Source organism: Variovorax sp. ZS18.2.2, from assembly GCF_024701975.1.
Lineage (GTDB): Bacteria > Pseudomonadota > Gammaproteobacteria > Burkholderiales > Burkholderiaceae_C > Variovorax.
Genome location: NZ_JANLNM010000001.1, coordinates 1799813 through 1820617 on the forward strand (window position 1 = coordinate 1799813; position 20805 = coordinate 1820617).

The following is a 20805-nucleotide window of genomic DNA, read 5'->3' on the forward strand; positions in this document are numbered from 1 at the left end:
GCTCAGAAGGCCGGGATCACCGCGCCCTTGTACTTGTCCTGGATGAACTTGCGGACCTCCGGCGTGTGCAGTGCGGCGACCAGCTTGACGACGGCGGGCGATGCCGCGTTGTCCTTGCGCGAGGCGATGAAGTTGGCGTAGGGGGACTTGCGGCCGTCTTCGATGAAGAGCGCGTCCTTGCTCGGGTCGAGCTTGGCTTCGAGTGCGTAGTTGGTGTTGATGAGTGCCAGGTCCACATCGGGCAGCGCGCGCGGCAGCTGCGCCGATTCGAGCTCGCGGATCACCAGCTTCTTCGGGTTGGCGACGATGTCGCGCGCGGTCGACTTGATGTTGCTCGGGTCCTTGAGCTTGATGAGCCCTTCGCGCGCCAGCAGCGCCAGCGCCCGGCCCGAGTTCGACGGATCGCTCGGGATCGCGACGATGGCGCCCTCGCGCAGCTCGGAGGCCTTCTTGATCTTCTGCGAGTACGCGCCGAAGGGCTCGATGTGCACGTCGCTGCCCGGCACTTCCACGATGTCGGTCTTGCGGTCCTTGTTGAAGGACTCCAGGTACGGACGGTTCTGGAAGAAGTTCGCGTCCAGTTGCTTGTCGCTCACAGCGAGGTTGGGCTGCACGTAGTCGTTGAACACCTTGACCTGCAGATCGACGCCCTGCGCCTTCAACTGCGGACGGATGAATTCGAGGATCTCGGCGTGCGGCACCGGCGATGCGGCCACGCGCAGAACTTCTTGCGCATGCACGGTGGCGCCGAGACCGGCGATCGAAAGCGTCAGCACGGACAGTGCGCGGCGGATGGAAAGCGACATGGTTGGGGTTCCCTCAGGAGATAGGTTTTTTGCGTGCGCCCTCTTCATCAGCATGAGAAGGCGCGGGGGTCGCAGGTTAGCTGCGCCACACCGCGAACCAAACAATGGATCGGCGCTTGCATATCTGTTTTCCGCATGCGCGCGGCACTCATACGGAATTGCGTTCGATCTACCCCAACCGTTCGGGCTGAGCTTGTCGAAGCCTCGCGCGGCGCTTCGATCCTTCGACAGGCTCAGGACAGGCCAAGCTCAGCCCGAACGGTTCTATCGTTTCGGACGCAACCTGGTATCAGTCGACCGCGCTCTCCTGCGGCTCGCCCAGCGACAGCATCAACCGGTTGGCCCAATTGAAGAACGCCGCGCCATGGATCACATCGGCAATCGCCAGATCGTCCAGCCCCTGCGCGCGCAGTTGCTCGATGTGCTCCGGCCCGAACGCCGAAGGCGTGGCCGACAGCGCGACCGAGGCCGCGACGATCGCATTCCAGCGCTCGCCCAGATCGGCCTTCACGCCCTCGTCGAGCAAACGCTGCACATCCTCCGTGCGCTGCGAGAAATGCGAGGCGAAGCGCGCGTGCACCGAGGCGCAGTAGATGCATCCGTTGTAGCGCGAGGCCGCAGCCGCCGAGAGCTCGCGCTCGGCGCGCGGCAGCCCGGCTTCGGGGTTGTAGAAGATGTCCTTGTCGGTGCGGGTGCGCGCGCCCAGGATGTCGGGGTCGCGTGCCAGCAGGCGGAAGTACGGCGACTTGGCGCGCGATGCGTCCACCAGGCCGGCAAAGTGCCGCTCGGTCAGCTCGGCCTCGGGCAGCGGCTCCAGCCAGGGCAACCATTCGAGCTGTGCCTGCGTGAAGACGGTCGGGTGCGCGTTGTGGGGATGGGTCAGCGTGGATTCAGTGGTCATGGTGCGGCTCCTCGGATCGATCAATCGACAAGGGTGACGGGACGTTGCGCCAGCGCCTTGAGGCCGATGACGACGCGGATCTGAAAGGCGAGGAACGCCACGAGCTGCGACAGCGTCACGACCTCGGTGCTCGTCCATCCGGCATCGAGCAGCGACTGCAGCGCGCCCGGGCTTGCATCGCGCGGGTGAAAGACCAGCAGGTGGGCATGCGCGAGGCCGGCCGAAAGCCGCTCGCCGAGCACCGGGCGCTGTGCAGCGCCCACCGCATACGAAGGCCCGGGCACGTCTTCGGCGCTGAGCGGGCCGGCGGGATAGCGCCCGTAAGGCCCTTCTGCGGCACCTCGCTGCGTTTCGATGGCGATGGCCTCGGCCACCCCGGCGCGCGCGCCCTGCCCGGCCAGCGCGTCGGCATAGAAACGCGCCACATCGGGCTGCCCATGCAGCGCGGCAACGAACGCCGCGACGGCGAAGCGGTCCACGATCTCGAAGTTGCCGACCACGGGCGGCGTCGGCGCGAACAGCGAGAGATAACTCTGCTGCGCGTTCGTGCGCGCCTGCTCGCGTTGCGCGCGGATCTGGTCGAGGTGGTTGCCCGGCGCGATACCGGCGAGCCGGTCGATGACGTCAGGCACAGAAGAAGAAACAGTGGCGTTCATGGATGAAGTCCAGCCTAGAGAAGTGCAAGCGATTGAAGGTCCGACACGCCCTCACCCCGCGCCCAGCCCAAGGCTGGCGCGACGACGGTGGCGGTCAGTTCGATGGAGCGCAGGATCGCCTCGTGCGGCGGATCGACCGAGTGGACTTGGCAGACGAGATCGGTCACGCGCGAGAGCGTGCTGTCGGCGCGCAGCGAGGCAATCACGTCGTCGGGCGAACCGACGTGCACGTCGTAGGCGGCGATCAGTTGTTCGAGCGAGGCATCCGGGCCTGCGCGGTCCGCGAGGCCGGCCTGCCCCGAAGCGGCGAAGCGGGCGGCCGAGCGGCGCAGGCCGATGTCAGCAAGACGCAGCGCCTCCTTGCGCGTTTCCGCCACGAACACGCTGCGCGAGCCCACGATGCGCGGCGCGCGGCCGGCCGGCAATGCAGCCAGGTACGCATCGATGATCGGGTTCTGCAGATCGGCGAGCGACGCATCGGTCGCGTGTTCCGGTCGCGGCTGTGTGCGCGAGAGCATCAGCCCATCGCCCGCCTCCCCCGCACGCGTGCCGCCGCTCACCGAGAACGTGGCCTGCCAGATGCGGTCGAGCAGTCGGGCGCCTGCGGGGTACAGCGTGTCGCCGCCCGCGAGCGGTTCGCCGGCCCACGCCGCACGCACCGCAGCGAGTTGCCGCGCGAAGATGGCCGAGCGATCGTTGCCGTCCAGCCCGAAGGCCGCGAACGATTCGGGCGTGCCGCCCGTGCCCACGCCCACTTCCAGACGGCTGTTCGAAAGCAGGTCGAGCACGACCGCATCCTCGGCCACGCGCACCGCGTTTTCCAGCGGCAACGTGACGATGCCTGTGCCCAGGCGAATGCGCTTCGTGCGCGAGGCCACATAGGCCAGGAACACGAACGGCGACGGCAGCCCGCCCTCGTGTTCATGAAAGTGGTGCTGCGCCACCCAGGCCGAATCGAAGCCGAAGGCCTCGGCGTGGGCGATCTGCGCGGCAACGAGCCTGTAGCGCTCGGCGGCGGAGGTGTTGTCGAGCAGGCGGCTGAAGAAGCCGAGGCGAAGGGGTTTCGGGGTGTTGGAAAGGCCGGGCATCCGGATGCAGACAAGGTGGTCGGAGAGCCTTCGAGTCTTGCCTGTGACCGGGCATCAGGGAAACCCGGTTTTCGCGCTTGGATATGCGGTTTGCATGTATCGCCCCCGCATGGGTCCATACCGTCAACGCCGGTGATCGACCTTGCGCGCCAGCCACTCGCCGCCGAACTGGATCACCGACACCAGCGCGATCAGGATCACGATCACTGATGGCAATGAAAGCCGACACGCTCACCATCGCCAGCGTCTTCCTTGCGCTTATGCAGCAGCGCCTGCAGGCACGCTCGCCGGACGCTTGCGCCATGCATCCACGCTCCACGGGCCGGCTCCGGCCGCCGCGATGTACAGGAAGACGAACGAGAACAGCACCGCGGCCTCGCCCTGGTTCAGGAAGGGGATGAGCGCAAAGCCCTTGGACGCGTGCCCGAGGAAATACGCGAACGCCAGCAACCCCGAGAGCACGAAGGCCACCGGCCGCGTGAACAGGCCGACCAGCAACAGGATGCCGCCGAAGAATTCGAGGATGCCCGCGACCCCGAGCAGCGAAACGATCTGCAGGTTGTCGAAGAAGGCCACGTGCGGAACGCCGAAGAGCTTGGCCGATCCGTGCTGGATCAGCAGGTAGGCCGAGACGATGCGCAGCACCGAGAGTGCGGGCGGAACCAGGCGATCTGTGTTGGGAATGGTCATGCAGTGGACTCCGGAAAAAAGTGAGCAGGAGAAATACCGCTCGAATTCTGCGAGCGCAGCAGTTGCGTCCCAAGCACGAAATTCGCGCTTTCACTTTCGTTTTCTCGTGCATCGGATCGTGCTGCGACGCTCGAAGCGCTGTTCGATGCCGCACCTGGATGCCCTCCCTCGAATTGCATTTCCAAAATCGAAAAAATGCTAAGTCCTGCGCCGGTTTTCCAAGACCATCGTCTGCCCTTTTGCGCCTCTTGCGGACACGGTGACCCACTCCATGCTTTCTTCCTTGCTCGACAAACTCAAGTTCAGCCAACGGCTGCTTCATCTGGCGCTCGCCGCGCTGCCCTTCACGGCCGTCGCACAAACCAAAGCGCCAACGCCGGTGAACGGCGGCACGCTGACCTATGCGGTGTCGCAGGAGCCCACCTCGCTGGTGTCGTTCCTCGACACCAAGACCGACAACCGCAACATCAGCGCCAAGGTCACCGAAGGCCTGCTGCGCTACGACGCGAAGTTCAACCCGCAGCCGCTGCTGGCCACCTCGTGGCAGGTGAGCGCCGACGGCCTGAAATACACCTTCAAGCTGCGCCCCGGCGTGAAGTTCCACGACGGCCGCGACTTCACCGCCGAGGACGTGCGCTACGCGGTGCTGACCCAGAAGAAGCAGGGCCCGCGCGGCCGCATCACGCTGGCGAACGTGGAGCGCGTGGATGCGCCCGATCCGCTCACCGCGGTGATCGTGCTGGCCAAGCCCGCGCCCTTCCTTCTGAAGTCGCTGTCGTCGGCCGAGCTGCCGATCGTGCCGGCGCACCGCTACGCCGACGGCGATCCACTGGGCAGCGCAAACATCTCGGCCCCCGTGGGCACCGGCCCCTTCATCTTCGAGCAATGGGTGCGCGGCAGCCACCTGGTGCTGCGCAAGAACCCCAGTTACTGGCGCACGGGCACGCCGCACATCGACCGCGTGATCGTGAAGTTCGTGCGCGACCCGGCCGCGATCTCCACCGCCATCGAGACCGGCGAGGTGGACGTTGCACAAGGCGTGAGCCTGGCCGACCTCGAACGCCTGTCGGCGAACCCCAAGCTCAAGGTGGACGACGGCTACGACGGCTTCCTCAACAACGCCTCGTTCCTCGAATTCAACGTCGAGAACCCGGTGCTCGCGAACCCCAAGGTGCGCCACGCCATCGCGCAGGCCATCGACCGCAACTTCATCCGCAACACCATCTACTACAAGCGCGTGGAGGTGGTGAATTCGCCGATCCCGCGCGTGCTCTCCGACTACTACGACGACAGCACCTTCCGCGACAGCTTCGACGTGGCCGCCGCCAACAGGCTGCTGGACGAAGCGGGCCAGCCGAAGCAGGCCAACGGCCAGCGCTTTGCACTGCGGCTGAGCTACATCCCCGGCGCGGAGTTCAAGCGCACGGCCGACTACCTGCGCTCGGCGCTCGCGCGGGTGAGCATCAAGGTCGAGATCGTCGATGGCGACCTGCCCACCTTCCTCAAGCGCGTCTACACCACGCGCGACTTCGACATCAACATCAATGGCCTTGGCCGCCTGTTCGATCCGACGGTGGGCGTGCAGCGCATCTACTGGGGCGACGGCGTGCGCAACCCGCTGATCTGGGTGAACGCCGCGCACTACGACAACCCGCAGGTGGACGATCTGTTCCGCCAGGCGGCCGTCGAGGTCGATGCGGGCAAGCGCGCCGCGCAGTTCAAGCAGATCCAGCAGATCGTGGGCCGCGAGCTGCCGGTGCTGCCCATCGTCGCCGTGCCATCGATCGTGGTGCACAGCGCGCGCCTGCACAACTTCAACAACAGCATCGACCTCATGTCCGGCGACCTGGCGGACGCGTGGATCGAACCGAAGAAGTGACCGCCCGAAAGCCCCCATGACCACACAGGACCTGCATCGACCCCTTCTCGATTCGCTGACCTTCGCGAGCGCACGCGCGCAGGCCGAGGCGCTGGCCGCTGGCCGCGTGTCGGCCGTCGATCTGCTCGAGCATGTGCTGGAGCGCATCAACCGCTTCGACAACGACATCAACGCCGTGGTCGCGCGCAACGACGAAGGCGCCCGTGCCGCGGCCCGCGAGGCCGACGCCGCATTGGCGCGCGGCGAGCGCCGGCCGCTGCTGGGCGTGCCGATCACGGTGAAGGAATCGTTCGACGTGGCCGGCTTTGTCACGAGCAGCGGCAACCCCGACTTCGCGAACAACGTGGCGGCGCAGGATTCGGTGGCCGTGGCTGCCCTTCGCGGCGCGGGCGCGGTGATCGTGGGCAAGAGCAACGTGCCGCTCGCTCTGGCCGACCTGCAGAGCTACAACCTCATCTACGGCGTGAGCAACAACCCGTGGGACCTCGCGCGCACGCCGGGCGGCTCCTCGGGCGGTTCGGCCGCGGCGCTGGCGGCGGGCTATGTGGCACTGGAGCTGGGCACCGACATCGGCGGCTCGATCCGCATTCCCGCGCATTTCAATGGTGTGTATGGGCACAAGCCGACCGCAGGCCTCGTCGCGATGCGCGGCACCAGCGTGCCGTCCGGCCGGCTGGCCGACCGCGACCTGAGCGTGGCGGGGCCGCTGGCGCGCACCGCGTCCGATCTCGAACTGGCGCTCGACCTGCTGCTCAACCTCGAACCCTTGGCTGCCAAGGCATGGAAGGCCACGCTGCCCCCGGCACGGCACGCGAACCTCAAGGACTTCCGCGTGCTGGTGATTGACCAGTGGCCTGGCAGCGCGCGCAGCCTGCACGAGGCGCTGGTGGTCGAGCGCGTGGTGGAACGCCTGCGCACGCAGGGCGTGAAGGTGACGCGGCCTTCGGAGCTGCCGGCCGGGCTGCTGCCCGATCTCGCGCAGTCGCACCGCGTCTACCGCAGCCTGCTGGGCTCGTCGCTGGCCACGCCGCCCGCATTGAGCAAGGCAGCGCAGAAGCGGCTCGAAACGCTGGCGCCCGACGACCACAGCGCCGATGCCGCATGGCTGCGCGCGCCCACGCTGCGCCACAGCGACTGGCTCAAGGACAACGAGATCCGTGTCTCGCTGCGCCACCAGTGGGAGCGCCTCTTCGAAACCTTCGACGTGGTGGTGACGCCGGTCGCACCGCTGCCGGCCTTTCGCCACAACCACAGCGAGCCGAAGGACGCGCGCACCTATCCCGTCGGGTTCGAGGACGGCACGCGCGAGGTGCGCTTTCTCGATCTGTTCCATTGGGCGGGTCTGCCTGTGCTGCCGGGCTTGCCGGCGACCAGCTTCCCGGTCGGGCTCGATGACGACGGGCTGCCGGTGAGCGCGCAGGCCGTGGGCCCGTACCTCGAGGACCGCACGACCATTGCCTTTGCGGCGCTGCTGGAAGAGGTCTACGGTGGCTTCATCGCGCCGCCTGGGTACGAGACGGACCTGGCGGCCGAGGCATAACACCCGGGCGGCTGTCGATCGATGAAGTCCCGCACTCGATAGCCAGCCGATCGCACTGAGCCTGTCGAAGTGCCGCGCGAGGCTTCGACAGGCTCAGCCCGAGCGGTTGTGGGATTGACGGCGATTCAGCTCAAGCCGCCCTGCGCTGCTCCACCCCCGGCACCGCCGCGATCAGGCTGCGCGTGTACGGGTCCTGCGGCCGCTCCCAGATGTCGCGGTGGCTGCCGGTCTCCACGATCTGCCCCTTGTTCATCACCATCACCCGGTCGGCGATGTAGCGCACCACCGAGAGGTCGTGCGAGATGAACAGGTACGAGAGCCCGAAGTCTTCCTTCAGCTCCACCAGCAGGTTCAGGATCTGCGCCTGCACCGACACGTCGAGCGCCGACACGGGCTCGTCGAGCACCACGAGCGAAGGCCGCACCACCAGCGCCCGCGCAATGCCGATGCGCTGGCGCTGCCCGCCGGAAAACTCGTTGGGAAAGCGCCGTGCCGCATCGCCCGGAAGGCCCACGCGCTCCAGGATCGCCGCGATGCGGTTGCGCCGCTCCTCGCGCTCGGACACGCCATGCACCTTGAGCACCGATTCGAGAATGTCGAACACGCTGCGCCGCGGGTTGAGCGAAGCATACGGGTCCTGGAACACCATCTGCACGCGCCGCCGCCAGGGCTTGAGCGCCTTCTCGGAGAGCGGCGCGATGTCGGTGCCGTCGAACACGATGCGGCCCGCGGCCGGGTTCACGAGGCGCAGCAGCGTGCGCGAGAGCGTCGATTTGCCGCAGCCCGATTCGCCCACGAGGCCGACGGTCTCGCCGGCGCGGATGTCGAAGGAGACGCCATCCACCGCGTGCAGCACGCCGCCGCCGCGCGTTGGGTAATCGGTGCGCAGGTCCTGCACCGACAGCAGCGGCTCGCCGGCGGCCGCGGTGCGCACGGGCAAGGCGCGCACTGTCGATGAAGGCTGGGGCACGTGCAGTGCGAAGTCGCGCACGCCGGTCGCGGGGTCGAGCCGCGTCTGTATCTCGGGCAGGCGCGCATCGGCGTAGTGCAAAGCGCTGCCGGCATGCAGCGAGGCGCCCAGCAGGCCCTTGGTGTAAGCGTGCGAAGGGGCGGCAAAGAGCTTCGAGGTGGAGGCCTCCTCCACCTTCTCACCGCCGTACATCACGGCCACGCGGTCGGCCCATTGGGCGACCAGCCCGAGGTCGTGCGTGATGAGCAGCAGCGCCATGTCGAGCTCGCGGCGCAGGCCGTCCAGCAGTTCAAGGATCTGCGCCTGGATGGTCACGTCGAGCGCGGTGGTCGGCTCGTCAGCCACCAGCAGACGCGGCTTGCAGGCCACGGCCATCGCGATCATCACGCGTTGGCGCTGGCCGCCCGACAGGTTGTGCGGATGGTCGTCGATGCGCCGGTGCGGCTCGGCAATGCGCACCAGGTCGAGCAGTTCGATCGCGCGCTTGCGGGCGGCGACGGCCGACAGCTTCTCGTGCCGGCGCAGCGTTTCCCCGATCTGCGAGCCGATGGTGTGCACCGGGTTCAGCGAGGTCATCGGCTCCTGGAAGATCATCGCGATCTCGCGGCCGCGCACTTCGCGCAGGGCCGCCGGCGAGAGCGCGAGGATGTCGCGCCCGTCGAAGCGGATGCTGCCGCGCAGCGCGGTGCCGGGCGCCAGGAGGCGCAGCAGCGCGAGCGCGGTGGTCGACTTGCCGCAGCCCGATTCGCCGACCAGCGCCAGCGTTTCGCCGCGCTGCAGCGTGAGGTCGAGGCCGCGAACGGCCTGGATGGGGCCGTTCGATCCGTGGAAGAAGACATCGAGGCCGCGCACCTCGAGCAGCGGCGGCGTGGTCGTGACCTGTTCGAGTGTCATCTCAGCGGCCCCTCAGGCGGGGGTTGAACGCGTCGTTCAGGCCATCGCCCACGAGGTTGAGCGCCAGCACCGTGAGCACGATGGCCGCGCCCGGCAGCGCCGTGAGAAACCACGCGGTGCGCAGCAGCTCGCGCCCCTGCCCGATCATGCTGCCCCACGACACCGCATTCGGGTCGCCCATGCCGAGGAAGGACAGCGCCGATTCGATGAGGATGGCGCTCGCCACCAGCACAGAGGTCGTCACGATCACCGGCGGCAGCGCATTGGGAAGAATCTCCTGGAAGATGATCCGCGCATGGCCGAAACCCTGGCTGCGCGCGGCCAGCACGAACTCGGTTTCGCGCAGCGCGCGGAATTCGGCGCGCACCAGCCGGGCGATCACCGGCCACGACGCGAGGCCAATGGCGAACACGATCACCGGCACCGAGGGCTGGCCGATCGCGACCACCACGATCACGAACAGGAATGACGGCATGGTCTGGAACAGCTCGGTGATGCGCACCAGCACGTCGTCGATGCGCCCACCGAAGTAGCCGGCTGTGGCGCCCATGAGCACGCCGATCAGCAGGCTCAATGTGGCGGCCACCACGCCGACCGCGAGCGAGACGCGTGCGCCGTGCGCAATGCCTGCGATCACGTCGCGGCCGAGGGAATCGCTGCCCAGCGGATAGGCCGCGTCCTGCCCCGGCCACAGCAACGGCGGCGCCACCATGTCGAGCGGATCGCCCGGGTAGAGCAGCGGAGCGAACAGCGCGAGGACGAGCATGAAGACCAGCAGCACCACACCCGCCACAGCAGCCGGGTTGCGCAGGAACGCGCGCAGCGCGGCGTGACGGCTGGAGAGCGGCTTGACGTCTACGGCGGCTTTGACGGCCGGTGCCTTCGCGCGGCGTGCAACGACGGGTGCCGGTGCGGGCGGGTGCGCAATCGCGGTATCGAGTGGGAACGGTGTGGACATCGGAGATGGCAATTGGGAATCGGAGAGAACTCAGCGCACCTGGATACGCGGATCGAGCCAGGCATGCAGCAGATCGACCAGCATGTTGGCCACGATGACCAGCAGCGACGACATCAGCAGCACGCCCAACAGCACGGTGTAGTCGCGGCCCGCCACCGAATCGAAGGCCAGGCGCCCGAGACCGGGCCAGCTGAACACGGTCTCGACCACCACCGCGCCGCCCAGCAGCGTGCCGAAATGCATGCCCGCGACGGTGGTGACCGGAATCAGCGCGTTGCGCAGCACATGGCGCAGGTTGATGGTCCACGGGTGCAGGCCCTTGGCCTCGGCGGTGCGCACGAAGTCCTGCCGCGTCACCTCGAGCATCGCGGCGCGCGTGAGCCGCGAGAAGATCGCGATGTAGAAGCCCGACATGGCCAGCGCGGGCAGCACCAGGTGCCGCGCCACATCGACCACATGCGTCCAGCCGGTGTAGCCCGCGCCGATGCTCTCGCTGCCGCCGGTGGGCAGCCAGCCCAGGTGCACCGAGAACAGCACGATGGCCATGAGGCCGAGCCAGAAACCCGGCGTGGAATACAGCAGCAGTGCCAGCACAGAGAGCGTGCGGTCCTGCCAGCGCCCCACGCGGATGGCCATGACCGTGCCCACCGCGATGCCGATGGCGAGCGCGAAGGCCAGCGCCGTGACCATCAGCAGCAGCGTGTTGCCCAGCCGCGCGCCGATCAGCGAGACCACCGGCATGTTGTAGCGCGGCGAGGTGCCGAGGCTGAAGTGCGCCAGGTTGTTGAGGTAGGCGGCCAACTGGTGCAGCACGGGCAGGTCGAGCCCGAAGTGGCGGCGCAACTGGGCCATGCTCTCGGTGGTGGCCGAGCCGGATTCGGCGGCCACCACGTCGGCGGCGTCACCCGGTATCCACTGCATCAGCACGAAGTTCAGGAGGATCACGCCGATGACGGTGGGCACGGCCTGCCACGCGGTGCGTGCCAGCGTGCGGCTTGCGCTGCGCAGGTTCATAGGGAAAGGATGAAGAACGGGTCGTGAAGGCAGTCGATGGGCTCGCAGCGTATGCGGGCGGGCGCCCACGGCGAAGGAAGCTTTTCTTCTACGGATATCCGGTTTGCTTCGTTGGACCGGGCCGCGGGCGCCCCTAGATTGCGGCTCGCCCTACGGAACCCCACAGATGCGCTCTACCTCCACTGTCGCGAAGGCGCTGGCCGCCTTCGCGTTGCTCGTGAACCTGCACACGCTCCAGGCGGCGCCCCCTTCGGGCGGCACCGTCACGCTGGTGCTGATGAACGAGCCGCCCACGCTGGTGTCGATTGCGCATTCGCACTCCTCCACGCTGGCCGTGAGCGCCAAGGTCACCGAGGGCCTGCTGAAGTACGACCAGGACCTGAAGCCACTGCCCCAGCTGGCCACGGCCTGGCAGGTGAGCCCCGACGGCAAGACCTACACCTTCACGCTGCGCCGCGGCGTGAAGTGGCACGACGGGCGCGACTTCACTTCGGTCGACGTGGCGCATTCGATCCTGCTGCTGAAGGAACACCACCCGCGCGGCCGCAGCACCTTCGCGCCAGTGGAGCGCGTGAAGACGCCCGACCCGTACACGGCGGTGCTGGAGCTCTCGCGGCCCGCGCCCTACCTGCTGAAGGCCTTCGTCGCATCCGAGGCGCCCATCGTGCCGAAGCATCTCTACGAGAGCGGCGACGTGCTGCGCAACCCCAACGGCGCGGCGCCCATCGGAACGGGCCCGTTCAGGTTCAAGGAATGGGTGCGCGGCAGCCACATCGTGTACGAGCGCAACCCCGACTACTGGGACAAGCCCAAGCCCTACATCGACCGGCTGATCGTGAAGATCATTCCCGACGCGGCCTCGCGCTCCATCGCCTTCGAGACCGGCGAGGTGGACATCGGCCACCGCACTCCCGTGTCGCCCGGCGACATCGAGCGGCTGAAGGCCAACCCGAAGCTGGGCTTCGAGACCAAGGGCAACGCCTACTCGTACAACGTGACGCGGCTGGAATTCAACCTGCGCCAGCCGCAGTTGAAGGAACTGAAGGTGCGCCAGGCGATCGCGCACGCCATCAGCCGCGAGGTGGTGCGGGACAACGTGTTCTACGGGTACGGAGTGATCTCGTATTCGCCCATTGCGCCGGGGCTCAAGGAGTTTCACGACACGCGCCCCACGCCCTACCCCTTCGCGCCGAAGACCGCCGAACGGCTGCTCGATGAAGCGGGCTTTCCGCGCGGCGCCGAGGGCACGCGCTTCACGCTGGCGCTGGACTTCAACCCGAGCGACCTGCACAAGCGGCTGGCCGACTACGTGAAGCAGGCGCTGGGCCGCATCGGCATCAAGGTGGAGATTCGCGCCACCGATTTCTCGCAGTACGTGAAGCGCATCTACACAGAACAGAGCTACGACCTGGCCATCAACGGCACAAGCAACCTCTTCGACCCCACGGTGGGCTCACAGCGCCTGTACTGGTCGAAGAACATCCGCCAGGGCGTGCCCTTCTCGAACGGCACCTTCTACGACAACCCGGTGGTCGACAAGCTGCTGGAAGACGCGACCGTCGAGATCGACCCGGCCCGGCGGGTGACGCTCTTCAAGGAGTTCCAGCGCATCGTCGGCATCGAGGTGCCGGACCTGAACCTGCTCTCGCCCACCTACTTCACCATCTACAACCGGCGGGTGCACGACCATTCGCTGACGGGCGATGGCGTGGAGGCGAACTTCGCGGACGTCTATATTCGCTGACCTGTTCTCTTTCGCAAAATACGATGCCGTTGAATGCCCACGAGCTCAAGCAGCTCGCCGAAGCCGCCGAGGAATCGGCATCACCCACCTGCGGGAGCTGGCCGCACAGGGCCGCCGCGTGGGAAAGCTTCACCGAAGACCGCTGGCCCGCCGACCTGATGGAGCGCCTGGGCACGCTGCGCGCCGACGACATCGACGAGCCGACTTTTGAAGAATTCCATCCGCGCGGCACGCGCTACGACTCGACGGATGCGCCGATCTCGGTCGCGCACTTTCCATTCAATCGCTGCGACGTGTTCCGGTGTGCGGCCTGTGCGCGGCTGGTGCTGCGGTACACGGAGTTCGGCGGGTACTACGTCGATCACCGGGCGCGGCGGGTCGATGCGGCGCTGGTGAACGTCTAGGAGTCGGTCCGGTCTTGCTCCCTCTCCCTCTCCCTCTCCCGCTTGCGGGAGAGGGCTGGGGTGAGGGCATTGGGCGATGGAAAAGGCGCACGGGTGTGAAGGCCGCAACCCTCACCCTAACCCTCTCCCGCAAGCGGGAGAGGGGACAAGACTGGCTCGGTGGCAGCAAGCTCAAGCAGCAAGCGCCTCAGGATCCGAGAAGAAGCTGTGCTCGATCTGGCGGATCGACTCGCAGTCGGCCAGCAGCCGGTCGAACTTCGCATCGAACAGGCCGACCATGCCGAGCGCGGTGAGCAGGTCGGTGGTGACGTTCAGGCGGTCGCCCGTTTTCACCCAGCGCTTCACGCTGACGCAGGACGGCAGTTGTTCGATCGAGTCCCACACGAAGTCGCGGCTGAGCACGCCGGCCTTGGGCGACACCAGCAGGATGTGGCCGCAGAAGCCTTCGAAGCGCGGTTGATCGCCGAGCGTCTGCTTGAAGCGCGTCGGGTTGACGAAGGCCTCGACGGTGACCGAGACCTGGTTCTCACCCGACACGGCCGTGGTCAGGCGCGGGTCCAGACTGCCGTGCAGGCGTGAGTTCAGCTCGACGATGGTCGGTCCCTCTTCGGTCACGATCAGTTCCAGGTGCGAGGGCCCGTAGTGCAGGCCCACGGCGTCGAGCACCTCTGCGGCATAGGCGATCACCTCGCGAAAACGCGGCTCGGTGTGGTCGACCACGAGCATCTTCTCCAGCCTCGGCGAATGGCTGCGGTCGCGCTCGACGGCCCAGAGGCTCACGATCTTGTGCTGCCCCTCGAATGACACGGCATCGACGATGTACTCCTGCCCTTCGCTGTACGACTGCACCAGGATCTCGTCCTGCACCTCGTCGTACCAGGACTTGATCGCCTGCACGTTGCGCGCCGCTTCTTCCACCTGCGCGAGCGTGCGGCAGATCTTCACGCCCTTCACACCCGCGCTGCGCGTGGGCTTGATGACCACGGGCAGGCGCGCATGCGCCCTCGCCCACTCGACGATCTCCTCCGACGAGCGCGACTGGAATTGCTGGGGCGTGCGCACGCCAGCGCGCTGCAGCGTCTGGATCTGCTCGAACTTGTCGCGGCGCGCGGCCGTGAGTTCCACGGGGTTGCGAAACGGCGCCTGCAGCGCATCGGCCAGCAGGGACGCCAGCTCGACGCCGCTGTCCACGCCCGGCAGCACCACGCTGATGCCCAGGTCGCGCAAGGCGTCGGCGGTCTCTTGCACGTCACCGCGGTGCACGATGCTGCGAACGTAGTCCGCGGGGTTGATCTGGGGACGCAGGCGCTCGGGGAACGATTCGCTGCTCAGCACATGCACGCACTTCACGCCGTAGGCGCGAAACGCGGGCGCGAGGTGCGCGCTGGTCGAGATGCCGTCGACGATGGCAACGGTGTCAAGCAATTGCTTCTTCATGGCGTTTTTCCGCGGTGGGTTCGGTCGGTTCGGTGGGTTGGAAGGTGCGGCGCACATAGAGGTACGCACGCCGCTCGCGGTCGGCCGCGCGCTGCGGGCCGTAGCTGATGTGGAGATCGCCGTTCTTCAGTTCGCCCGGCTTGGAGAAGTCCCAGGGCAACGGATCGCTGTCGAGCAGGAATTCGACCCGCGCGTAGGCACTGGGCGCGAAGAACTCCGGCACGACGACCGGGCGGCCCTGCAGCTTGTCGAGCAGGCGCTCGACCATGCGGAAGCCGTAGCCGTCGCGCACGATGTCGCAGATGAAGCTGCCGGCGATGCGGGGGTTGAGCTCGATGACGTATGGAGCGCCCTCGCGCACGATGCAGTCCAGGTGCACCGGACCCCAGGTCAGCCCGGCGCGCTCGACGGCCTGCGTGCCGGCGTCGATCAGGCGCCTGAGCGCGCGGTCGTCCAGATCGAGTTCGGAGGTGTAGCCGCGCTCGAGAAAACCCTCGCCGTGGCGCTTGAACTTGCGCAGGGCGCCGACATAGCGGCCGTCGAAATACTCGACGCAGTATTCGGCGCCCTCGAGGTACTCCTCGACGATCACGCAGTCGGTGAGGCCGGTGCGCAGGTTCGCGCGCAGCTCGCCGGCCAGCGCTTCGAGGTGCTGGTTCGCCTGATCGAAGTCGCGGCAGAGTTTCACGCCGTGGCTTGCCGAGCCTTCCGACGGCTTGACCACCACCGGAAAGCGCACCAACGGCAGCTTGCCCCACAGCGCCGGCAGATCGGTCAACGCACCGACGACGAAGCGCGAGGTCGGCAAGTCATGCGTGGCGAGCAGCGACTTCTGATACGCCTTGGAGACGGAGCGCGCCACGCTCGCCGCGTCCGGCCCGGGCAGTTCCAGCGTTTCGGCCACCTGCGCGGCGAGGCGTGCATAGACGTCGTTGGCGGTCGTGACCCGCAGCCGCCGCTCGGGGTCGGGGTAATGGCGCTGCAGCCATGCCACGACGACTTCGGCATCCGTCTGCAGGTTGACGAGCTCGACCTCTGGCGCGAACACGCCCTGCAGCGAATCGTTCGGGCCGCTGATCACGGTCACGTCCAGTTGGCGGTCGAGTGCGGCACGCACCAGCGCGAGGCTGGTGCCGGTCGAGCGCGCGCCGATCACGATGAGTCGTGTCATTCAAGAAATCCCCCGGAGAAAGAAAAGCTCACAGGCACAGCACCGCGAGCAGCACGCCCGCGAGCCGGAACGCCGTCGACAGGTCGAACGAGAACGAAGCCCCTGCCGCCAGTTGCGCCGGCAACCCCGCCACCAGCGCGCCGAACAGCGCGATGCCGATGGCGCTGCCGACCTGGCGCGCCGCGCCGAGGATCGCCGAGGCGGTCGCCGAGCGCTCGGGATCCACGCTCGCCAGCGTGCGCGAGATCAGCGCCGGCGTGGCGATGCCCGCGCCAATGGCCATCAGCAAGAGGCTGGGGAGGATGCGCAGGTACGGCGTGGTCTCGTCGATGCCGTGCAGCAGCGCTGAACTCAGGGCCAACAGCAGGAAGCCCGCGATCACCGGCACGCGCGGTGAATAGCGCTTGGCCAGCCGCCCGCTCGCAAGGTTCGCCACCATGATCACCACGAAGGGCAGCAAGGCAAAGCCGGTCTGGGTCGGCGTGTAGCCCTTGGCGTTCTGGAAGTACAGGCTCAGCACGAAGATCATTCCGTAGAAGGTGACGTTCATGACCACGCCCAGCACGACCGACGCCGAGAAGGCCTTGTTGCGGAACAGCCCGAGCGGAATCATCGGCGCCGCCACGCGCGATTCGGTGAACACGAATGCGGCGATGACCACGGCCGCAATGGCAAAGCCCGCCAGCACGGACCCCGTGGTCCAGCCCAGCACGCCGGCCTCGATCACCGAATGCGTGAGAAAGAAGAGCGCGAAGATGGCCAGCACCTGTCCGGCGATGTCCACCCGCTTGGCCGCCACGCGCACGGTCTCGGCGACATAGCGGCGGGTGGCCCACAGGCCGACGGCGCAGATCGGCAAGTTCACGAAAAAGATCGAGCGCCACCCGAGGCCGCTCGTGAGCACGCCGCCGACCACCGGGCCCGCGGCACTCACCACGCCGCCGATGGCGCTCCACCAGCCGATGGCGTGGGTGCGCGCCGTCGCGTCGCCGGCGCAGGCGTGCGAGAGCAGCGAGAGCGAGGTGGGCAGGATCAAAGCAGCGCCGATGCCCTGCGCCGCGCGCGCCGCGATCAGCACGCCGATGGACGGCGCGACCGCGCACGCCAGCGAGGCCAGCCCGAACAGCACCAGGCCGAGGCTGAAGACGCGCCGGCTTCCGAAGCGGTCGGCGAAGGAGCCGGCCGTGAGCAGCAGTGCCGCGAAAGCCAGCGTGTAGGCATCGACGATCCACTGCAGGCCGGTCACGCCGGCGCCCAGGTCCTTGCCGATCTGCGGCATCGCGACGTTGACGATGGTCACGTCCAGCTGCACCACGATGAAGCCGAAGCTCGTGGCGGCCAGGGTCCAGCCGATGCCTGCGCTGCGCCGCGGTGCAGGCGCGAGTTCGGCCAGTGTGGTGCTGCCGGCCGTGCTCATTCGCTCAACACGGGCTGACGGGCCTCTTCACTGCGCGCACGCACCGGCTCGCTCGCACGCGGCAGCAGGAATGGATCGAACACCCGCTCGTGGCGCTTGCCGAACGAGCGGAAGTTCCACAGGTTGGTCGTGACCATGATGCGCTGCACCCAGCGGTAGGCGCGCTCGTTGGCATCGAAGCTGGGCACGAAGCTGTCGCGCGAATGCAGTGCGAAGCGGTTGTTGATGAAGACCAGCCGGCCCGGCTTGATGTCGATGGCCTCGGAGACCGCCCTCACCTCGCGGTGGAAGTTTTCCAACGCGGCCTTGGCGCGCTGGTTCACCGGCAGCACCATGTCGGGATAGAACGCGACGGTGACGCGCGGCAATTCGAGCGGGCCCGAGAGCACCGGGCTCAGGTCGGTGTTGTCGCGCGGCGTGGGCGTGGCGCCGCGCCAGCGGTACGGCACGCGGATGATGAAGTGGCGGCCGTAGAGCGCCTCCAGGTCTTCGTCGCTCAGGCGCGCGAGCGCAAGCCGCGCATCGGCCACGCGCGTGAGCGGCCCTTTGCCCTGGCCCTCGGGCGCGCCGCGCAGGCCGAGCAGCAGCAACGCGAGCGGCGAGGTGTCGCCCTCGGGCATGAAGGCCTGGGCGGCGTTCTCGATGTGGAAGTCCAACTCCACCTCGGAGCCGAGGCCCGTGTACTCGTGGCGGGTGTGCTTGTGGGGCGTGAGGTTGTTGACCAGCTCCAGCCCTTCGTGCGAGATCGAATACGGTTCGCCGATGGCCGCGCCGAGCGCCGCCAGCAGGTTCTCGCTGAGCACGCCGTCCTTGAACTCGCGGCCGGTTTCGCCGAACTGCGGGCTGCCGCGCACGCCGGTGTCGATCGGCAGGTTGTCGACCACCAGGTAGGCATAGGCGGCGCTGTTGGACGACTTGATGACCTCCAGCAACCGCACGAGGCGCTCCGGAAACCCGGAATAGACGCGCCGGCGCAGCTCGCCGATGTACGCCGAACTCCCCGCCGGGTCGTAGTCGAGGCCTGCGAGCACCTGACGGATCTGCTCGGCCTCGCTGGCGGTGATGCTCACTTCGGCGCTCGAACCATGGTCTGACATGAAAACTCCTTGAGTGGGGCTACAGGCACTACAGGCGCGCGGCAATGCGCGTCGCGGCGGGCAGCGACGGGTGGTGTGCTGACGCTGGACGCGAGGCTATGGGCGATTTTTTATCTCAAAAACGAATCTATTTAACATTCCTTATCTGATAATCAGATTTATAACTTTCAGCTTCTTTCCTCGAAAGGACCGCCCATGGACCGTGTATTGCTCGAAACCTTCAAGGCAGTGGTGGACGAAGGCGGCGCACTGAAGGCGGCCAACGTGCTCGGCTGTGCGCAGTCCAACGTGACGACGCGGCTCAAGCAACTGGAGCAGCGTTTGGGCGTGCCGCTGTTCAACCGCCAGGGCAAGCGGCTGCAGCTGAGCGAAGCCGGCGAGCGCTACCTGCCTTACGCGGCGCGCATCCTCGAACTGATCGACGAGGCCGCCGCCAATGCGCGGGCCGAATTGCCCGTGGTGCAGCGCCTGCGCCTGGGCACCATGGAAAGCACGGCCGCCATGCACCTGCCCCACGCGCTGGGCAGCCTGCGCCAGGCGTTCCCCGCACTGGAGCTCCAGCTGGAAGTCGAGGCCGAGCCGGCCTTGTCGCAGATGCTGCTGCAGCACCGCCTCGACCTTGCCGTGACTGCGCGCGTCAACGAGCGTGCAGGCCTCGTCTACGAGGCAGGCTTCGACGAGCCGCTCGTGGTGGTCGCGCAGGAAGACCCGGCGGAATTGCTGGCGCAGGCGCCCGTCTACGCGCCGACGCTGCTCGCGTTTCGCGAAGGCTGCCCCTACCGCACGATGGCGCTGCGTTGGCTCGAATCGCGTCGCATTGCCTGCGCCCGCGTGCTGTCGTTCAGCACCTACGGCGCGGTGCTGGGCTGCGCCGCGGCCGGCATGGGCATGGCGGTGGTGCCGCGCAGGCTGGTGGAGCACCAGTCGCAGTCTTACCAGCTGCAGGTCTATCGCCCGCGCGACCTGGCGCCGGCCACGAGCTATTTCGTGTTTCGCGAGGGCTGGCAGCCTGGTGTGGAGGCTCGTGCGCTGATGCAGGAGCTGCGACGCTCTGCGCGGCAGCCGATGGCGCCGCTCTGATTCCTGGAATTGCGCAAGGCGTGGAACGAAAAAAAGCCCGCTGTCTGTTCGACAGCGGGCTTTTCGTATTCAGCGAGGTTCGGTGGTAGGACGTACTGGATTCGAACCAGTGACCAACGGATTAAAAGTCCGCTGCTCTACCAACTGAGCTAACGTCCCGGAACCATTTTTTGCTTCTTGCCGACGTTGAATCCGGCAAAGCCAAAGATTATAGCGTGGCGTTGCTCGCGATTTTGTCGAGAACCCAACCTGCCGCACATTGTCCGAAGGTGGCCGTGACACTGACCACGGAGCCATAGCCATGGCAGTTGAGCGAACCGTCGCCTTCTTCGATCGCGCAGGATGCATCGGGCGGCGCGACGCTTTCGCGGCTGAAGACGCAGGTCACACCGATCTTCTTGCCTTCGCGCGGTGCGCCGTGCTCCTTGCGCAGGCGCTGGCGAAGCTGGGCGAGCAGCGGGTCGTGCGTGACGAGCGAAAGATCGTCGATGTCGACCTTGTGCGCCTGCCGCTTTCCGCCCGCCGCACCCACCGTGATGAACGCCGCGCGCGATGCGCGTGCCCACGCGGCCATGGTCAGCTTGGCTTTCACCTGGTCGCAGGCATCGATGACGGCAGTGGCCGGACCATTAGCGGTTTGTGCGGCATCGAGCAATGCGGTCCAGTTGCCGGGCTCCACGAACTCGTCGAGCGCGAGCACCTTGCAATCGGGATTGATCTGCGCGATGCGGTCGCGCATGGCCTCGACCTTGGCCTGCCCCACGGTCGCCTCGAGCGCGTGGATCTGCCGGTTGATGTTCGACTCCGACACATGATCAAGATCGACCAGCGTCAGCCGCCTCACCCCGCTGCGTGCCAGGGCCTCGACCGCCCATGAGCCCACGCCGCCGATGCCGGCGACCAGCACATGGGCGTTGCGGATGCGCGCGGCGCCGGCCACGCCGTAGAGCCGCTCGAGGCCGCCGAAGCGGCGCGCAAAGTCAGGCGCCGCGGTGTCGGTGACGACATCCGCGGCGACCGGTGTGAACGCTGCTGGAAGGGTGGCGCTCAAGCGGAATG

The 20805-nt window shown here is 67.3% G+C and carries 18 protein-coding genes, 1 tRNA gene and 1 pseudogene; 5 read left to right on the forward strand and 15 right to left on the reverse strand.

What is annotated here, in order from left to right:
• Positions 1 to 2: 2 nt before the first annotated feature.
• The 6 genes and pseudogenes from NU688_RS08425 to NU688_RS08450 form a co-directional block, all read right to left on the reverse strand.
• Entirely contained in the window at positions 3 to 806 is an 804-nt protein-coding gene (locus NU688_RS08425) for a MetQ/NlpA family ABC transporter substrate-binding protein (protein WP_257860080.1), read from the reverse strand.
• A 289-nt stretch (positions 807 to 1095) separates the two neighbouring features.
• Positions 1096 to 1707 (reverse strand): alkylhydroperoxidase domain protein, encoded by a 612-nt coding sequence (locus tag NU688_RS08430; protein WP_374684625.1) that lies wholly within the window; start codon positions 1705 to 1707, stop codon positions 1096 to 1098.
• A 20-nt stretch (positions 1708 to 1727) separates the two neighbouring features.
• On the reverse strand, positions 1728 to 2363 hold the full coding sequence (locus tag NU688_RS08435) for a CMD domain protein (protein WP_257860081.1): 636 nt from the start codon (positions 2361 to 2363) through the stop codon (positions 1728 to 1730).
• A 14-nt stretch (positions 2364 to 2377) separates the two neighbouring features.
• Positions 2378 to 3451, reverse strand: coding sequence for a putative FMN-dependent luciferase-like monooxygenase (locus NU688_RS08440; protein WP_257860082.1), 1074 nt, complete (start codon positions 3449 to 3451; stop codon positions 2378 to 2380).
• 123 nt (positions 3452 to 3574) lie between these two features.
• A pseudogene (locus tag NU688_RS08445) lies at positions 3575 to 3658 on the reverse strand (ABC transporter permease); the annotation flags it as partial.
• A gap of 51 nt (positions 3659 to 3709) precedes the next feature.
• Positions 3710 to 4141 carry a DoxX family protein gene (locus NU688_RS08450; RefSeq protein ID WP_257860083.1) on the reverse strand — a complete coding sequence of 144 codons (432 nt, stop codon included), beginning with the start codon at positions 4139 to 4141 and terminating at the stop codon, positions 3710 to 3712.
• Positions 4142 to 4412: 271 nt separating this feature from the next.
• On the opposite strand from NU688_RS08450, the gene NU688_RS08455 reads away from it, so the two are divergent.
• Both NU688_RS08455 and NU688_RS08460 read left to right on the forward strand, forming a co-directional pair.
• Positions 4413 to 6020, forward strand: coding sequence for an ABC transporter substrate-binding protein (locus tag NU688_RS08455; protein ID WP_257860085.1), 1608 nt, complete (start codon positions 4413 to 4415; stop codon positions 6018 to 6020).
• 16 nt (positions 6021 to 6036) lie between these two features.
• The gene (locus NU688_RS08460; protein WP_257860086.1) at positions 6037 to 7560 is read left to right on the forward strand and encodes an amidase; all 1524 of its coding nucleotides are present in this window, start codon (positions 6037 to 6039) and stop codon (positions 7558 to 7560) included.
• Positions 7561 to 7690: 130 nt separating this feature from the next.
• On the opposite strand, the gene NU688_RS08465 is transcribed toward NU688_RS08460, so the two are convergent.
• From NU688_RS08465 to NU688_RS08475, 3 genes are read right to left on the reverse strand one after another with little or no spacing between them, the layout of a single operon-like run.
• Positions 7691 to 9424 (reverse strand): ABC transporter ATP-binding protein, encoded by a 1734-nt coding sequence (locus tag NU688_RS08465; RefSeq protein ID WP_257860088.1) that lies wholly within the window; start codon positions 9422 to 9424, stop codon positions 7691 to 7693.
• Position 9425: 1 nt separating this feature from the next.
• Complete coding sequence (locus NU688_RS08470) at positions 9426 to 10382, reverse strand: ABC transporter permease (protein WP_257860089.1); 957 nt, start codon at positions 10380 to 10382, stop codon at positions 9426 to 9428.
• Between the two features lie 30 nt (positions 10383 to 10412).
• Positions 10413 to 11396 (reverse strand): ABC transporter permease, encoded by a 984-nt coding sequence (locus tag NU688_RS08475; protein WP_257860090.1) that lies wholly within the window; start codon positions 11394 to 11396, stop codon positions 10413 to 10415.
• A 166-nt stretch (positions 11397 to 11562) separates the two neighbouring features.
• On the opposite strand from NU688_RS08475, the gene NU688_RS08480 reads away from it, so the two are divergent.
• Entirely contained in the window at positions 11563 to 13140 is a 1578-nt protein-coding gene (locus NU688_RS08480; protein WP_257860091.1) for an ABC transporter substrate-binding protein, read from the forward strand.
• A 23-nt stretch (positions 13141 to 13163) separates the two neighbouring features.
• Positions 13164 to 13544, forward strand: a complete 381-nt coding sequence (locus NU688_RS08485; RefSeq protein WP_257860093.1) for a hypothetical protein — start codon at positions 13164 to 13166, stop codon at positions 13542 to 13544.
• A 171-nt stretch (positions 13545 to 13715) separates the two neighbouring features.
• Here NU688_RS08485 and NU688_RS08490 read toward each other — a convergent pair whose 3' ends face one another.
• Genes NU688_RS08490 through NU688_RS08505 form a run of 4 tightly spaced genes read right to left on the reverse strand, consistent with a single transcriptional unit; the run spans position 13716 to position 18666 of the window.
• Positions 13716 to 14981, reverse strand: a complete 1266-nt coding sequence (locus NU688_RS08490; protein ID WP_257860095.1) for an ATP-grasp domain-containing protein — start codon at positions 14979 to 14981, stop codon at positions 13716 to 13718.
• Positions 14962 to 16152, reverse strand: coding sequence for an acetyl-CoA carboxylase biotin carboxylase subunit family protein (locus NU688_RS08495; RefSeq protein ID WP_257860096.1), 1191 nt, complete (start codon positions 16150 to 16152; stop codon positions 14962 to 14964). Before NU688_RS08495 ends, NU688_RS08490 begins: the two co-directional genes overlap by 20 nt.
• Positions 16153 to 16180: 28 nt before the next feature.
• Complete coding sequence (locus NU688_RS08500) at positions 16181 to 17569, reverse strand: MFS transporter (protein WP_257860097.1); 1389 nt, start codon at positions 17567 to 17569, stop codon at positions 16181 to 16183.
• Positions 17566 to 18666 (reverse strand): TauD/TfdA family dioxygenase, encoded by a 1101-nt coding sequence (locus tag NU688_RS08505; RefSeq protein ID WP_257860098.1) that lies wholly within the window; start codon positions 18664 to 18666, stop codon positions 17566 to 17568. Before NU688_RS08505 ends, NU688_RS08500 begins: the two co-directional genes overlap by 4 nt.
• A 195-nt stretch (positions 18667 to 18861) precedes the next feature.
• On the opposite strand from NU688_RS08505, the gene NU688_RS08510 reads away from it, so the two are divergent.
• Positions 18862 to 19746 carry a LysR family transcriptional regulator gene (locus NU688_RS08510; RefSeq protein WP_257860099.1) on the forward strand — a complete coding sequence of 295 codons (885 nt, stop codon included), beginning with the start codon at positions 18862 to 18864 and terminating at the stop codon, positions 19744 to 19746.
• 83 nt (positions 19747 to 19829) lie between these two features.
• Here the strand turns inward: NU688_RS08510 and NU688_RS08515 are convergent.
• Together NU688_RS08515 and NU688_RS08520 are read right to left on the reverse strand one after the other, a co-directional pair.
• Positions 19830 to 19905, reverse strand: a tRNA-Lys gene (locus tag NU688_RS08515).
• Positions 19906 to 19954: 49 nt separating this feature from the next.
• Positions 19955 to 20797, reverse strand: a complete 843-nt coding sequence (locus NU688_RS08520; RefSeq protein ID WP_257860100.1) for a tRNA threonylcarbamoyladenosine dehydratase — start codon at positions 20795 to 20797, stop codon at positions 19955 to 19957.
• Positions 20798 to 20805: the final 8 nt, after the last annotated feature.